This is a genomic window from Pseudoalteromonas sp. SG43-1, assembly GCF_014164415.1.
GTDB classification, from domain to species: Bacteria; Pseudomonadota; Gammaproteobacteria; order Enterobacterales; family Alteromonadaceae; genus Pseudoalteromonas; species Pseudoalteromonas distincta.
Map to the genome: position 1 here is coordinate 57,940 of NZ_JACJFD010000003.1, position 15,913 is coordinate 73,852.

Below are 15,913 nucleotides of genomic sequence, written 5' to 3' on the forward strand. Positions count from 1 at the left end.
GTCCGGCTTTTAGTAGAGAGGATTAAAGACCTACCTTAACCCAACCTGCTGTCCAGTCTGTTTGTGCATCCATTGCACCAATGTAATCTACTGAATCAAAGTAACTATCTAGGCTTGAAGAATCAAAACCATTACCTAGCAGTAATGACTCAGCCGAAGGCATATATCCGTTATCTGCTAAACCAAGGTCTGTGGCTGCTTGCACAGAGTTACCTGTTTGGCCTAAGAACCAAGACTCAACATTACCAGTACCAATTGCTTGCGTACCAAAGTTATTTGCCGTTTCACATGCAACAACTGAGTGAGTAACAGTTAATGTACCATCCTCTGCGCGAGGAGCTGAATCTGAACCTACACGTAAACAATTTGAATAATCTGCCCCACCTGTCACAACCACGTTTTTAAGCATACCCGCAGTGCCTGCACGTAGACGTATACCGTTAACCCCTACATTACCAATAATAGTAACATTAGAAATTGTAGGCATTGTGAGTGGTGTTGCACTTGAATCAAACTCAGAGTTATCCGCCTCAATTGCATTATCACCTGTTGATTCGGCTTGCTTGATAAGTACGTATTGCGCTTTACCCGTCCAACCAAATGACCAATCTAGTGAGTCATCACCAATATTAGTTAAAACAAGGTGACTGATGTTTGCAGTACCACCGAAAAATTCAACACCATCGTCCAGGTTTTCATGAACGTGAATGTAATCAAGCTCTGTTTGACTACCAACACCAGCAAGCGTAATGCCGTTTAACTCATCTCCGTTACCTAGCGTTTTACCTGCTTGTTTAACTGCTACGTATTTTAAAGTACCTGAGTTATCTTCTGGGTCATTACCACCAAATTGGCCAGCATCACCTTCAGCAGACACACCACAGTTTGCAAGCTCATCAGCGGTAGCTTCGCCTTCTTGATCGCCACACGAGTTAGCCGGTGCATTACCTAAAAGCACTAAACCGCCCCATTGACCAATAGTCGTTTCGCCACCAGTAACATCTTCAATAGACGTCATAGTAATTGGCTGAGTTGCACTGCCCACGGCCTCTATTTTAGAACCACGGCGAACAACTAAAAAGTCATCACCCGACTCACCAATTAACGTTGTACCAAACTGAACATAAAGTGTTGTGTTGTCAGCGCGGTCATTACCAACGGCTGTACGTCCTTTTAAAATCCAATGTGCATCGTTAGTCAGTGTTACATCAGATGTAAATACAACATCAGAAGTTAACTGATAAACTGGCTTGTCTGTGATTTCAGGAAAGCTCGCTGATACATCAGTAGCAAAACCCTGCTCTAAGGCGTTTTGAATATCATCAGGAAAACTTGGCGTTATAGCGACTGTCCAACCATCCATCCAGTTATTATCGCCATCAAACGCACCAATATAATCTGTTTTAGTAAAGAACGAATCAAGGTCTGACGAATCAACACCCGAACCTAATAATGGTGAGCTAGATTTAGGTGTAAAGCCATCGGTTGCTAAACTAAGGCCAGCAGCTGTCAGCGTTTGGTTACCTGTTTGGCCTTCAAACCAAGATTGAACATTACCACCACCAATTGCTTCACTACCAAAGTTATTATCTTCACTACATGCCACTACTGAGTTTTCAATAGAAAGCTCACCAGATTCTGCATTTGCTACAGAGTCAGAACCCACACGTAAACAGTTTGAGTAACCTTCAGGTCCTGTAATTACTACATTACGTAGAACGCCCGCTGTACCTGCACGTAAACGAACACCGTTAGTACCATCAGCACCTACAATTGTTACGTTAGAAATTAGTGGCTTTGTTAAAGGTGTAGCATTTGAATCAAATTCTGAGTTATCCGCTTCAATAGCGTTATCACCACCAACAGCACTTTGTTGAATATAAATATTTTGCGCACGACCTGTCCAACCAAACGACCAATCAAATGCATCATCACCAATGTCAGTAAGTACTATGTTACGAACATTTACAGTACCACCAAAAAACTCAACGCCATCATCAAGATTTTGATGAACTTGGATATATTCTACTTTTGTTGCAGAGCCTACACCCGCAAACGAAATACCATTAAGCTCATCGCCGTTACCAAGAGTTTTACCTGCGTGCTTAACAACAATATAACGAAGAACACCTGAGTTATCATCGCTAATATCGCCACCAAATTGCCCTGCATCACCTTCTGCAGATACACCACAGTTAGCAAGTTCTTCAGCCGTCGTTTCGCCAGTTTGATCGCCACACGAGTTAGCAGGAGCATTACCTAAAAGTACTAAACCGCCCCATTGACCAATTGTTGTTTCAGCGCCTGTTACATCTTCAATAGATGTCATTGTAATAGGTGCAGTTGCATTACCATTTGCGTTAATTTGCGAACCACGACGAACAACTAAAAAGTCATCACCTGATTCACCAATTAATGTCGTGCCGGCTTGAACATAAAGTGTTGTAGCGTCTGCACGGTCATTACCTACTGCTGTACGGCCATTTAAAATCCAATGTGCGTCATTTGTAAGTGTTACATCCGCTGTAAACGTTGTATCTTCAGCTAAGCGATATACTGGCTTATCTGTAATTTCCGGAAATTCGCTAGATACGTCTGAGGCTAAACCTTGTGATAGCGCATTATCAATATCAGTAGGGAAGCCACCATTAATACCAACAGTCCAACCTTCCATCCAATTAGTTGAGCTATCAAATGCACCAACTTGCGTATTTGCAATAAGCGGCGAGCCAGCAAGAGGTGTATAACCGTTGTCATCTAGCATTAAATCAGCTGGGGTAAGTGTTTGGTTAGCGTCTTGGCCTTCAAACCAAGATTGTACATCGCCACCGTTAATAACTTCGCTGCCAAAGTTATTCGCTGCAGTTTGACAAGCAACTATAGAGTTTGTAATCGTAAGTGTGCCATCCTCTGCACGAGGTACTGAATCCGAGCCTACACGTAAGCAGTTTTCATAAGTAGCTGGGCCCGTTACAAATACATTTTTAAGAACCCCAGCAGTACCCGCACGTAAACGAATGCCGTTATTGCCCTCAGCACCCACAATTGTAACGTTTGAAATAGTAGGTAGTGTTAATGGTGTTGCACTTGAATCAAATTCAGAGTTATCAGCTTCGATAGCGTTATCGCCTACGTTAGCCGCTTGCTGAATATAAACGTTTGTGGCTGAGCCCGTCCAACCAAAAGACCAATCTAGCGAATCGTCACCAATATTTGTAAGTACAACATTGCTTACATTAACTGTGCCACCAAAGAACTCTATACCATCATCAAGATTTTCATGTACTTGAATATAATCAACCGTAGTTGCAGAACCAACACCGGCAAACGTAATACCATTTAACTCATCACCATTACCTAACGTTTTACCGGCTTGCTTAACAAGTACATACTTTAAAGTACCTGAATTATCATCACTGATATCGCCACCAAACTGACCTGCATCACCTTCAGCCGACACACCACAATTAGCAAGTTCATCAGCTGTTGCTTCACCTTCTTGGTCGCCGCAAGAATTTGCTGGCGCGTTACCTAATAATACTAAACCGCCCCACTGACCAATCGTTGTTTCTTGAGCTGTAACATCTTGAATTGAGGTCATTGTAATGGGCTGACTTACAGTCCCTACCGATTCAATTTGTGAACCGCGACGAACAACTAGGAAGTCATCTCCTGTTTCGCCAATAATCGTTGTACCTTGCTGAATATAAAGCTTGGCGTTATCTGCGCGATCATTACCAACCGCAGTACGGCCATTTAAGATCCAGTGTGCGTCGTTTGTTAACGATACATCAGTAGTGAACACGGTATCTGCAGCTAAGCGATATACGGGCTTATCTGTAATAGATGTAAACTCACTAGAAACATCAGTTGCTAAACCTTGAGTTAGTGCATTATCAATATCAGTAGGAAAGCCAGTGGTAGCATTTTGTGAATCATCACGTGATGACGTTTCACCACTTGTATCGTCACCGCCTTCAATAACGTTAGTTACTGTATCACCTTCATTAATAGTTGTGTCGCCTTCAGATACTACTAAGTCTCCACCACAACCAGCTAAAGATACTGCAGTTGCAATCAAACTTACTTTGAATAAGTCAGATAATTTCATTGTTCACTCCGTTAAAGTATTTAATTATTTTTTAGGTGCTCAAATAAACTCAAGTCACCATAAAACACTTAAATAATGCTTTAAGGTCACTTGAGTCTAGCTGCGGTTACAATACGGGAGACTTATGACAAAGTAGTTACAGTTTAATAACCATAAGATGACAAAAGTAACTTATTTAAAATCAAGCAATTGGATGCTTTTAGAGACGATAAAAACCGCCCTGAGGCGGTTTTAGTGTTGCGATTATGAACTGGTTTTACACGCGTTACTTGTTAATTAGTAAAGCGCTTTAAAATTTACAGTAAAGCTGTTCTAAGTGTTTCTGCATGCACTTTTTCGCGCTTTACATATTTGATCCACTGCTGTGCTAAACGCTGAGATTTTTTATGTTTTTCTGCCTGCTCAAACGCTAAAATTGATGCATCAAAATTTTGCATGTTGTACTGCGCCATACCCAGTGCAACAAATGCATTTGATTCAAAATCAAGGCCACCTTTATCAAGTGCTTTACGCGCTGCATCGGCGGCTTCTTCATATTGCTCTGTATTTACAAATACTTCGGCTAAACGTTGATCGTATTTACCGTGCTCAGATAAATCAGCAGCTTTTGCAAAGTAGGTAATAGATTTTTCATCTTCTTTAGCTTGGATCATCGCCTCGGCAACAAAAGCGTAGTTTTTTGCTGTTTTTTCAGCAATATCTTTATCAATGGCATCGCTCATCACTTTTGCAGCTTTAAACGCTAAACCATTGTATAAATACACTTGCGCTAATTGGCGTAAATCAGATTTAGAGGTTAAAAATCCTTGCTGGTAAGCGGCTTCAATTACCGCCAACTGTTGTTTTTCCCTACCTGTTTCACCATACATACCCGATAACTGCACCCAATACTCAGGCTTATTATAAAGCTTTACCATGCGCTCAAGCACTTCAACAACTTTGTCAGTTTGATTAAGCGAGTAATACATTGCACGCTGTAGTACTAACCAGTTTTCCTTAGGGATTTTGCCTTCGCTGTCGCTTAAAGCAATCACTTGAGATATGTACTCAAGCCCTTTTTTATAATCTTTTAACTGATAGTATGTTTGAGCCCTTAACAAGTAGTAGCCTTCTGTTTTAGGCTGAGTGTTAATACTGTCCCAATCATCTAAAAAAGAGATAACTTTAGTGTAATCACTATTAGCCATAGCCAGTTGAGCCAAGCTAAATGTAGTGCTTAAACGAAGTGACTCAGGAATGGCTTCCTCAGCTACCACTTTTTCAAACGAGGCAATCGCTTTTGGTAAGTCGTTTTCGTTGTAATAAATAAACCCGTAAAAGTTATGCATCATTGCCACTTCGTACGAGTTCATGCTTGCAGCTCGCTCTTGAATGCTATCAAGCGCTTCAAGTCCACCTTTAACATCACCATCGTCTGCAAGTTTTTGGGCACGAGCAAGCTGGCTATAAACCTTTTCACGTAGTGCTGGTACACGTTTCGTTTTTTGTTCTTGCTCTGCATATGCCGTAGCTACATGTAGCCCTGGAATTAGGCTTAGAGCACTTGGTGTAACAATACTTGTACTGATCGCAGCGGTACAAAATAGTGTTAACTTTAAAAGTTTAGCTGTAGGTAGTAATTTCATAATCGCCTCGCATTTCTGTCCGTTTACTCGTGGTTAATTACTAATTAACCGCTAATTTGGAAAGATATTTTGTTCTGAACACCCGCAACTTCAACGGCTTCACCGTTTACTACGCGCGGTTTATATTTAAATTTAAGGGCTGCATCCATCGCAGCTCTATCAAAAAGTGACTCAGGCTCTGCTTTTACTACTTGTGGGTCGCGTACAGTGCCTTGTTTAGTTACTGTAAATTCAACAATCACGTAGCCTTCTATGCCACGTGATAACGCACGGCGCGGATAAACTGGGGCCACCTTTACAATCGGTAAGTATTCACCATCACTTGTTTCAAGTGCTAACCCGCCGGCTAAATTTACATCCGCATCTACATTGGCACCAAAGTCAAAGTTGTTAGCATTTGCTGTAGCATCACTATTTTGCATTTGCGGTGATTCCATTGGTGGTGGCGGCTCTTTTGGTGTTGGTGGCTTTTGTGGCTTACGCTCTTTTTTTTGTACGGTTTCTTCTTTTTTCAAGCGAACAAAATCAAGTACGTTACCCTTTACCGGATCCGTCATAGCGCCTTCACCGCCAGTGATCAGTGCCTGCATGCCTAAAAACAACATAAAGGTCACTACACCGGCTATCACTAATGCAACTAAATATCGCAACATAACTAGCCCTTAAGACGCATCTTGTGCGGCAATTGATACATCAAATGCGCCCGCCGCGCGCGAGGCATCCATCACCTTTATTAACATTTCGGTAGTGGCTTTTTTATCTGCTTGAATCACAACGCTACCTTGTGGATTTTCTGCTTTTAAACGCTCGATATTGGCTTGTACTGCGCGTACATCAATTTGACGTTTATTAATCCAAATCTCGCCTGTATCAGAAATAGCCACTAAAATATTAGCACGCTCTTTTTTAACAGCTGTTGCGGCTTCTGGGCGGTTTACATCAATACCGGCTTCTTTAACAAAAGAGGCAGTTACAATAAAGAAAATAAGCATGATAAATACAACGTCTAACATTGGGGTCATGTTTATTTCTTCAGCTTCGTCTTCTTGAAATAGGTTTCCTAACGGGGCTCTCATTTTTATTCTCCTAGGATAAGTGGCTTTATATAAGCCGCTTATCAAAATTTTGCTTAATGGTCTAAAACCATGCTGTCTTGTAGTAGTTCTACTTCGCGCTTAGCTTTTCGTTGTAAATACGTTGAGGCAAATACCCCAGATAACGCACCTACCATGCCTGCCATTGTCGGGATAGTTGCTTTTGATACCCCTGATGCCATTGAGCGCGCACTACCTGTGCCGGTAATTGCCATTACATCAAACACTTCTATCATGCCCGTCACCGTGCCTAACAAACCAAGTAGCGGGCACAAAGCAACCATCACGTTAATCAAAGAAAGATTGGTGTTTAAGCGCATACCAGCTCGCGATATCATAGCTTCGCGTATTTGCTCTGCATTCCAGCTATCACGTTCTGCACGGTTAATCCAATTGGCTTTAAGAGCGTGTTTATAGCTTCTAAAACCATTAAAAAAGTAAATAAATCGCTCGAGTATCAATAACCACATCGCGAAGATTAACACCCCGATGACCAAGAGAACTTGGCCACCAGTGTCGAGAAAATCACGGATAGCATTGATTGAATCAATCAATAGCACCATGGTTTATGCTCCTTTCTCGCTTCGCTCTGCAATAATACCGGCGCTCTGCTCTTGAATAGTTAACAAGATATTTTTAGCGCGCGTATTAAGTAAGGTGTATAAAAATACCGTTGGTATGGCGACCACTAAGCCCAATACCGTTGTTACTAGCGCTTGAGAAATACCACCCGCCATAAGCTTAGGATCCCCAGTACCAAATAAGGTGATTGCTTGGAATGTATTGATCATGCCGGTTACCGTACCTAATAAACCTAGTAGCGGCGCAACAACAGAGATGATTTTGATAAGTGTTAAATTACGCGTCACTTTTGGCATTTCACGTAAAATAGCTTCACTTAGTTTAAGCTCCAGTGTGTCGTGTGAAACACTTGGAAATTGATCTTTTACTTTCATTACGCGTCCAAGCGGATTGTCATCACGTGCAACTGTATCTTTAAGCTGGCGACGAATTTTACCGCCCATAATCAATAGTGAGAAAAAACGCTCAAGTGATATAAGAAGTGCAATAACACCTACGCCTAAAATCACATAACCCACTGTGCCACCTTGATGAACACGTTCTTGTGTATCAGGTGCTTGTACTAATAAACCAAGAATAGAGCCGCCTGTTGGGTCAAGTGCAAATTGCACCACGCCACTTTTAGTGCTTTGTAGCTCTTCTGCTGTTGCAGTAAAGCGCGATACAGGTTGGCGAGTTAATTCACTCAAAGAATTAGTCGAGGAGTTAAACTCTAAATACTTACCGTTTGATACGAGGTTAAATGCGCCCACTCGCACAACTTCTTGCTGTGCTTTAGTACCGCCTTCAACAATAACACTTGCGTTAAAACGACTTACTTTACCTTGCTCGGTCATTTCGCGTTGTAATTCAAACCATACTTTTTCAATATCTTCTATTGACGCAAGTTTTGAAGTTGAGCCCATCTTTTGAGCAAGGTCATCCATAAACGTACTGCGTCCATCAATCTGAGCAGATACTATTGATGTCGCAAACTTATTACTAGAATCCCCTGCAACTTGTTGAAGAACGCCAAACAACTCTTTAAGCGAACCCATGCGTTTAGAAAGCGTGTCTGTTAAGTTAGCAAGTTTTACTTCGTTTTCTTCAAATTGCGTTTCTAGACGTTCAGATTCCACCAGCATTTGATTGCGCTTTGCTTGGGTATTTTTAAGTGTTTGTACTTGCTCGTTTTGGCGAGCAGCAAACTCTTGTTCACGTTGTTTATTTTGCTCGCTTTGAGCTGATTTACCATTTTCGAGCGTTTTAAGTAATGAATCTAAGTTCATTGGCTCTGCCGCTATACTTGCACCAGTAATGCTTAGGCTTGCAGCAAAAAGAGCTATTTTTGTCATTTGAGTAAACAATTTCATTTTCAACCTCTTATTCTGCTGCATGTACTGGCAGAGTTAACATATCTGGGGCAAGTTGTTTACGCGCAATGCGTAAACCTTTATTAATTTGGCTTATTGTAGAGTCTGGTAATACTTCAAATGATTTTGTATCTGCATTCCAACTACCTGCTTTTTTGCCATCGCGTGTTAGGTAAATAAGCTCTAAACGGCCAATGCGTAAAAAATCAACTTCACGCTCTTTGTCATCCACATTTAAAAGTGCGGTATAAGCTTCAATAGTGCGCCCGTAGTCAACTTCTACTTGATACGCTTCAAGTACACGTCGAAATTTTTCACTTGAGTTAATATCAGCACGATTCATCATTTCTTTTAAAGACGTAACGCGCTTAGTGCGCTCATCAGCTAAAAATGGAATATCTAAAGATACAAACTGCTCAAGACCTTCAATCATTCTAAGCATTAGCGGCGTAATTTGACGTTCAATAATAGAAACCTGATCCATTGACAGGTTTAAAGATTCCATCTCTTCTATTTGATTATTTAATTGTTTAGTTAGCTGGGCGTTGTATACAGCTAAACCATCAATCTCTTTATTGAGGGTTTTAAATTGCTGTAAACGTCCTTGCATTGAATCTGCAATCTTGTCTATTTTTGTTTGTGATTGCGCAGCTGATTTATTAATTTCACTGCTTTTATCAATAACCTTATCTAAATCGTTTGCGTGTACTGCTGCACTTGCGGCCACAATACCAGCTAAGATTAATGGTTTAACGCCTTTCATCGCATACACCTTTACTCGTTAGTTAGCGGATTTGCTAGTTTGTTTTTTTAGGTCATAAACTTTGTTATATAAATAATTTATGACTTAATAATTCAATGAGCAGGAGTTTATAGATGAAACATGACAAGGATGTTGCGCAAAAAAGTCGCTTTTATGACAATGGTAACAATTAAGACTTACAAGGAGGTTTTAACGCCAATAAGGGTACTTGCTGGCCAAATACCCCCTATTAAGAAGATGCAAGAAGGTGGTTAATCCAAAATTGAATTAATTTGATTAAGAGAATAGTGCCAATCGGTATAATTAATTTCTATAGGGTAAGCTTTATTATCTTTAATAAGCACTAGTGAGGGAAAACCTTGAATTGGTAAAGTGCGAACAAAGGATAACTCAGCTTTAAATTCATCATTAAGCTCGCTTGACGCTAGCTGCGCCGAAAACTCATCTTTATTTAAGCCAATTTTTTCAGCCAAACTAATTAATGTACTTTCATCAGACGGGTTTTGTGCGTTTAGGTAATAAGCGTGTTGGATAGCAGCCACCATTTGAGCTTCTTTACCCGCTTTACGCGCTATAAGTGCAGCTCTGCATGCGGGATACGTTGAACGCCTTGGCTGGCAATTGCGCCAAAAGTTATAATTAAATTGCGTACCTAGCTGAGCTGAAATTTTATGCCAAGTGCCCTCAAGCATCTCTTTCATATTTTGTGGCATTGGGTCTTGGCTATCGGGAGCAAGACCACCTACTTTATATTCTATTGCCACTTTACCAGCAAGCTCTGATTTTAGCTTAAGCCAGGTTGGTGAGTAACCCCAACACCAACTACACATTGGGTCATGAACATATATTAACTTACTTTGAGACATATTAATCCTTCAACTAGTTTGAGACGACACTATTACGACCAGCAGCCTTTGCACTATAAAGAGCTTCATCAGCTTGCTTTAACGAATCATCATAATCAGTTACTTTATTTACTTGGGAAATACCAATGCTACAGGTGATTGAAATACGCTGCTTGTCATCAGTAAATATAATATGCCCTGCCACGGCTTCTCGAAATTTGTTCGCAATTACAGAGGCTGCAGAGGCTGTGAGCTTCGGTAAAATAACAACAAACTCTTCACCGCCATAACGGGCCTTTAACGCAGTTGCCAAAAACTGAGACTCAAGAAGTTTGGTAAATTCTATCAATACCGTATCACCAAAATCGTGGCCATGCGTATCGTTTAAAGATTTAAAATTATCTAAATCAATTAACAAAATTGAAAAAGGTAAGTACTGCTCTGGGCGTGTTTGAGCAAGCTTTAAAAAATGAGAGGTAATAAAACGCCTATTTGCTATGCCAGTAAGGGGGTCAGTATAAGCATCTTGTTTTTGCTCTAGCGTAATATCGGCAATAGCCATGTGGCTTTTATGCCTAAAATACTCACCAATAAATGAGAATAAAAACACCATAGAAAAGGACGCTATAAAACGTGTTTTTTCTACGTTGCCATAGCTAACTTGACCAAAGTCAGGGCCGTATAAAATAACAATACAAGAAAACAGTAAGGTACAGCCTAACCAAGCACCTAATCTAACCCCTAAAGATGCAAACGTTACGACAGGATAAAACATTAGCCAATATAGCGCGGTATTATCTTTACCGCCGGTATAAACAAGTGCAACAAACATCATGCACACAATGCTCATACTTATTAATGCCACAACTTGCAGATTACCCGTTTTTATAAAATAGATAGAACAGCTTATATTTGTAATGTTAACGATAATTAATGAAGCGGTCAGTAGTGGCGAATAAAGCTTATAATTAAAAAACACTAATACTGCGATCAACACAATTGAAATCCCAATCATGGTAAATAAGGAAAACGCTTTGCGTTGCATGTCTGAGCTATAAACACTGTCGATATTTATTAGACTGAGCCAATTTGGTTTATTCACATTTTTTTTAGTCATTAATTTTATACTTTATACTTTAAACTTTTGAACCATATTTTCTAAAGCACTAAACTGTTGTTTTAGTTTGGTACATTCGTCAAGCGTGTCATTTAAGTTGGCCTTGCCTTGTATACAAAGCGAATTAATTGTTTGAATATCTGTATCTAATAACTTAACAACTTGGTTTTGTTCGTCTGTTGCAGTGGCCACAGAGTGATTTGCATCGTTAATTTGTTGAATCGCTTGTATAACATGGCTCATTAAATTGCCAACAGCATCGGCTTGTTGCACGCTTTTTTCACTGCCTTCAAGGCTTGTTTTCATAAGCTCTACAGCAAGGTTTGAGCCTTTTTGCAACTGACTAACCGTGTCTTCAATCTCTTGCGTTGACTGTTGAGTGCGGTGCGCTAATTGGCGAACTTCATCTGCTACAACGGCAAAACCGCGTCCCGCCTCTCCTGCTCTAGCGGCCTCAATTGCGGCATTAAGTGCCAATAAATTAGTCTGCTCGCTTACACCTTTAATAACTTCAAGCACTTGGCCAATACTGGCTGTATGCGTATTTAAACTGTTTATAGTTTGCTGAGCTTTTTCCATTTTACCCGAGAGCTGGTGGATAGTTGTAACACTGTGGCTTAATGCTTCTTGGTTTTGTGTTGAATGTTCATCTGCATTTTTAGCAAGCTGCGATGCACTCTCTGCATTACTTGAGATATCCATTGATGTAGCTGAAAACTGGTTGATAGCCGCTGCAACACTATCGGTTCGTTTACTTTGATCATCATACATAGACAGCGAAGAATGTGTTTGTGATACCAAGCTCTCAATAGCTGTATCTAATTGCTTTGTAGACTCTTTTACTTGTTCTATTGAATGCTGAATTTTTTCGATGAAAATATTAAATGAATAGCTTAAATCGCCAAATTCATCGTCGTTTTCAACGGTTAAACGCCTTGTTAAATCGCCCTCACCTTGTGCTATATCTTTAATAGCATCGTTTAAACGATTCATTGGCTGCATTAAATAGCGTAATAAAAGCTGCATCATAATTATAATAGTGATAATTCCTATCACCATAAAAACAGCTGCGGTTTGGCCAAAATTAGAGACACTGGCATACGCTTTATCTTTGTCTATAACAACACCTAGGTACCAATCTACGTTTTTAATACCACTAATTTTTGTAAACGAAATAAGCTTAGACTCTCCGTTTATCTCGTACTGGGTAAACTCACTTTGTAAAGGCGTATTGGTGCCAAAGATGTCTGATGTATTTTTTAAGTTTAACTGAGCATTTGGATGGCTTAACACTTGGCCTTTGTTATCGAGTAAAAAACCATAACCAAGTCCTAAAAAGTCAATATCGTTGATAATTTTTGTCACGGTCTGCATATCAATATCGGCACCTGCAACGCCGCTAAACTGGCCATTTTGGAGTATGGGTACTACCGCTGAAATTGTAAGCTCGTTAGTAGTCACATCAATATAAGGAGTTGTAAAAGCGGTATTTGATTTGTTTTCGACTAATTTATACCAAGGGCGAGAAGTCGCATCAAAATCTGCAGGTAAAACGACTGATTGATCGTTTAATATAAACGTGCCGGTGGATTTACCTATATACGTATTTTTAAAGCTTCCAGCAAGCTCTGCTGTATTTAATTGTGAAAGGGTGAGTGCTTTAGAATCATTAGCTTTATGGGTTTTAGCAATTGATATAACAATCGCCAACTTTGCATTTAACCAACTCGCTATATTTTGTGAAACAGATTCGGAATTTTGTTGCAATACCAAACTTAACTGCTGCTCGGTTTGCTTGCGCATCGCAATGTAGTTATTAAAAGTAAATAACCCTAGCACCAAAACCAAAATTAAGGAGGCTGCAATAGTCACTTTGGAAGTAAATTTCAACGAGTTAAGCATATACATCCTTTTTATTATTTATCGTTATTAGCCTTACTGTTTTAGCAAAAATTTAGCTAAATGTCTTAGTAAAAGAGACTTACAGTTAGGTTATTGATGAAAAATAAGAATAAAGGATTGTAAAAAAAAGGCTTTTGTGGATAACTGGCTAATATTAAATTAATTAATGACTAGATTTATAGCTTGTGGAACGTTCCCATTAAATGTAACTTTATAAGTGACTGAATACGTATTCAGTCACTCTTGTATAGTCTGTTATTACCACTTATTTGCTAAGCGAACAACATTTAAACCGTACCATGCAATAAATATATAACATAACATTGGAACAAAAAAGCTTTGCTGTATATTTACTTTATCAGCTATAAACCCTTGCAATAATGGTACAAGTGCACCACCAACAATTGCTAAACATAACCAGCCAGAACCTTTGCTCGTCAATGATCCTAGTCGCTCGATTGCAACTGAAAATATAGTCGGGAACATAATTGAGTTAAATAAACCAATTGCCAATACTGAGTATAAAGCGACGTCACCTTGAGTAAAAATAGTGATCAGTAATAGCGCAATAATACTAAATGCATTAAACGCTATAGCTTTAGAAGGTGCAATCTTTTGTAATAATACAGAGCCTATAAAACGCCCTACCATTGCCCCGCCCCAGTAATAACTAATAAGTGCGGCCGCAGTATGCTCTTCAAGCCCTGCTATGTGCGCCTCACCAAAGTAGTTAACTAAAAAGCTGCCAATGGCAACTTCCCCGCCTACGTAGCAAAATATAGCAAGTACACCCATAGTTAGGTGCGGTGCTTGCATTAACGAACGAGATTCAATTGCTGTATTATTTTCCTCTTTGTGGGCTTCAATTTCTGGAAGCTTTATAAAGGCAAATACAATAGCGATAAGCAATAAAGCGCCAGCAAGCATTAAATAAGGCACTTTTACAGATTCAGCAGTTGCTGCCGATGCGGCTAAACTACCTGCCGTACCGAAAAATAATAAACCACCAACATAAGGCCCAACGGTAGTACCAAGCGCATTAAGTGCTTGTGCTAAATTTAGACGAGAAGAAGCTGTTTTTTCACTGCCAAGAGCTGCAACATAAGGGTTAGCAGAAACCTGAAGTAAAGTTACACCAGCAGCAAGTACAAATAAAGCGCCTAAAAATAGCCAATATTCATGTACTACAACAGCAGGGTAAAACAACATACACCCCATTGAAGCCACAATTAAACCAGTTAAAATTCCTTTTTTGTAACCAAATTGCTTAACTAAAAGCCCCGCAGGAATAGAAACAATAAAGTAAGCCCCAAAAAAGCAAAATTGTACTAGCATCGCTTCAAAAAAGCTCAAATCAAATATGCCTTTTAAGCGTGGTATTAGTACATCGTTTAAAACAGTAATAAAACCCCATAAAAAAAATAGGGTCGTCATTGCAGTCAGTGGAAACAGATAATTTTTATTTGGCTGTTCGTTGACCGCGAATGATTGGTTTGTATTTATTTCACTCACGTCGTTTTCACTCCATTAACAAGTTGAAAACGATTTTACATGTTTAAATATAAATTAGTCAGCGCACTTATGGAACGTTCCAGCTCCATTATTCACATTGCGTGTTGGTCGCACTAATAATTCGGTCTATTTCGCCACTGTTATTAAACTGATAAAGCCCTTCGTTTATATCCTCTAATACTAAAAGCCAATTATGCGCACGCTTACTAATGGCAAAATATAACGAGTTATATTGCAAAGGAATGCTTTCTTGCTCAATGGAAGAAAGCAAAGACTGTTTTTCAGGTTTAGTTAAAGAGGAGTAAGCCACAGATGATTTCAAAGCTTGAGGATCGCCTATAACCAAATCAACACGTTTAGCAGTCAGTAGCTTAACAAGCTGTAAATCATCAACAGAGGTGATAACTTCAAACTCGCCATTGTCCATCATGGCATCAAACTCTGGCGTATTTTGATACCCCCGAACAACACCAAACTTAAGCCCTTTGAGCGAGTTCAAGTTTCCTGTGAAATGGTCTGTATCGCCTTTCCTTTTTAAAAAAGCAATTTCGCCACCTTTAAACGAATTAGATAAGCCGAGTAATTCTCGACGTGTTTTACCATCAACATAATCGGAGGGGGCTGTATCTTCTATAAAGTATTCAGGCATTAGTATGTCAGCCCTGCCTAGTTCTACATTGCGTACCGCTCTTGCCCAAGGCAAAAATTCAATATATACGCTGTAGCCCTTACTATTTAACAAGGCAATTGAAAATTGATAAACCCAGCCTTTATTACATACATTATTACCAATATAGGGTGGCCAATCGAGTGTGGCTAGATGAAGTGTTTGTTTGGAATTTTTAGCTTCATAGAGCACCCCTGATTTATGGGAATGCCCAGTTAAAGTGTGTTGAGTACCATTTTGAAAATACTCAACCGATGTTTCAGCAAAACTATTACTAGTTGTTAGCAATAATATAAAATAAAACCAGCGCATTTTAGTATCTATTTGTGATTAATAGTGTTTT

Annotated in this window: 12 protein-coding genes; all 12 read right to left on the reverse strand. The window is 39.6% G+C overall.

The features are described 5' to 3' along the window. Nucleotides 1-22 precede the first annotated feature (22 nt). The 12 genes from H5159_RS04195 to H5159_RS04250 all read right to left on the reverse strand — a co-directional run bounded on the left by H5159_RS04195 (nt 23) and on the right by H5159_RS04250 (nt 15,882). Nucleotides 23-4,111 carry a hypothetical protein gene (locus H5159_RS04195; RefSeq protein ID WP_182779779.1) on the reverse strand — a complete coding sequence of 1,363 codons (4,089 nt, stop codon included), beginning with the start codon at nt 4,109-4,111 and terminating at the stop codon, nt 23-25. Between the two features lie 296 nt (nt 4,112-4,407). Further along, entirely contained in the window at nt 4,408-5,736 is a 1,329-nt protein-coding gene (locus H5159_RS04200; protein ID WP_182720330.1) for a lipopolysaccharide assembly protein LapB, read from the reverse strand. Nucleotides 5,737-5,780: 44 nt separating this feature from the next. Beyond that, complete coding sequence (locus H5159_RS04205) at nt 5,781-6,386, reverse strand: energy transducer TonB (RefSeq protein WP_024597386.1); 606 nt, start codon at nt 6,384-6,386, stop codon at nt 5,781-5,783. Between the two features lie 12 nt (nt 6,387-6,398). After that, nucleotides 6,399-6,812 (reverse strand): biopolymer transporter ExbD, encoded by a 414-nt coding sequence (locus tag H5159_RS04210; protein WP_004334764.1) that lies wholly within the window; start codon nt 6,810-6,812, stop codon nt 6,399-6,401. A 53-nt stretch (nt 6,813-6,865) separates the two neighbouring features. Further along, nucleotides 6,866-7,393 (reverse strand): MotA/TolQ/ExbB proton channel family protein, encoded by a 528-nt coding sequence (locus tag H5159_RS04215; RefSeq protein WP_010552929.1) that lies wholly within the window; start codon nt 7,391-7,393, stop codon nt 6,866-6,868. 3 nt (nt 7,394-7,396) lie between these two features. Then, entirely contained in the window at nt 7,397-8,764 is a 1,368-nt protein-coding gene (locus H5159_RS04220) for a MotA/TolQ/ExbB proton channel family protein (protein WP_165723865.1), read from the reverse strand. Nucleotides 8,765-8,774: 10 nt separating this feature from the next. Further along, nucleotides 8,775-9,527 carry a DUF3450 domain-containing protein gene (locus H5159_RS04225; RefSeq protein ID WP_182779780.1) on the reverse strand — a complete coding sequence of 251 codons (753 nt, stop codon included), beginning with the start codon at nt 9,525-9,527 and terminating at the stop codon, nt 8,775-8,777. A 251-nt stretch (nt 9,528-9,778) separates the two neighbouring features. Further along, a complete protein-coding gene (locus H5159_RS04230) occupies nt 9,779-10,393 on the reverse strand; it encodes a DsbA family protein (RefSeq protein WP_024594646.1) in 615 nt (204 codons plus the stop codon). 13 nt (nt 10,394-10,406) lie between these two features. Beyond that, complete coding sequence (locus H5159_RS04235; protein WP_182779781.1) at nt 10,407-11,489, reverse strand: GGDEF domain-containing protein; 1,083 nt, start codon at nt 11,487-11,489, stop codon at nt 10,407-10,409. A gap of 12 nt (nt 11,490-11,501) precedes the next feature. Next, nucleotides 11,502-13,391: a methyl-accepting chemotaxis protein gene (locus tag H5159_RS04240; protein ID WP_182779782.1), complete on the reverse strand. Its 1,890-nt coding sequence runs from the start codon at nt 13,389-13,391 to the stop codon at nt 11,502-11,504. A gap of 258 nt (nt 13,392-13,649) precedes the next feature. After that, nucleotides 13,650-14,903, reverse strand: a complete 1,254-nt coding sequence (locus H5159_RS04245; protein WP_182779783.1) for a sugar MFS transporter — start codon at nt 14,901-14,903, stop codon at nt 13,650-13,652. Between the two features lie 88 nt (nt 14,904-14,991). Next, on the reverse strand, nt 14,992-15,882 hold the full coding sequence (locus H5159_RS04250) for an ABC transporter substrate-binding protein (RefSeq protein WP_182779784.1): 891 nt from the start codon (nt 15,880-15,882) through the stop codon (nt 14,992-14,994). Between the last annotated feature and the right edge of the window lie 31 nt (nt 15,883-15,913).

Excerpts from the sequence above, each read along its gene's own strand:
- H5159_RS04195 (WP_182779779.1), bottom strand. The coding sequence starts at position 4,111 with ATGAAATTATCTGACTTATTCAAAGTAAGTTTGATTGCAACTGCAGTA.
- H5159_RS04240 (WP_182779782.1), bottom strand. The coding sequence starts at position 13,391 with ATGCTTAACTCGTTGAAATTTACTTCCAAAGTGACTATTGCAGCCTCC.
- H5159_RS04210 (WP_004334764.1), bottom strand. The coding sequence starts at position 6,812 with ATGAGAGCCCCGTTAGGAAACCTATTTCAAGAAGACGAAGCTGAAGAA.
- H5159_RS04250 (WP_182779784.1), bottom strand. The coding sequence starts at position 15,882 with ATGCGCTGGTTTTATTTTATATTATTGCTAACAACTAGTAATAGTTTT.
- H5159_RS04235 (WP_182779781.1), bottom strand. The coding sequence starts at position 11,489 with ATGACTAAAAAAAATGTGAATAAACCAAATTGGCTCAGTCTAATAAAT.
- H5159_RS04225 (WP_182779780.1), bottom strand. The coding sequence starts at position 9,527 with ATGAAAGGCGTTAAACCATTAATCTTAGCTGGTATTGTGGCCGCAAGT.
- H5159_RS04220 (WP_165723865.1), bottom strand. The coding sequence starts at position 8,764 with ATGAAATTGTTTACTCAAATGACAAAAATAGCTCTTTTTGCTGCAAGC.
- H5159_RS04215 (WP_010552929.1), bottom strand. The coding sequence starts at position 7,393 with ATGGTGCTATTGATTGATTCAATCAATGCTATCCGTGATTTTCTCGAC.
- H5159_RS04200 (WP_182720330.1), bottom strand. The coding sequence starts at position 5,736 with ATGAAATTACTACCTACAGCTAAACTTTTAAAGTTAACACTATTTTGT.
- H5159_RS04230 (WP_024594646.1), bottom strand. The coding sequence starts at position 10,393 with ATGTCTCAAAGTAAGTTAATATATGTTCATGACCCAATGTGTAGTTGG.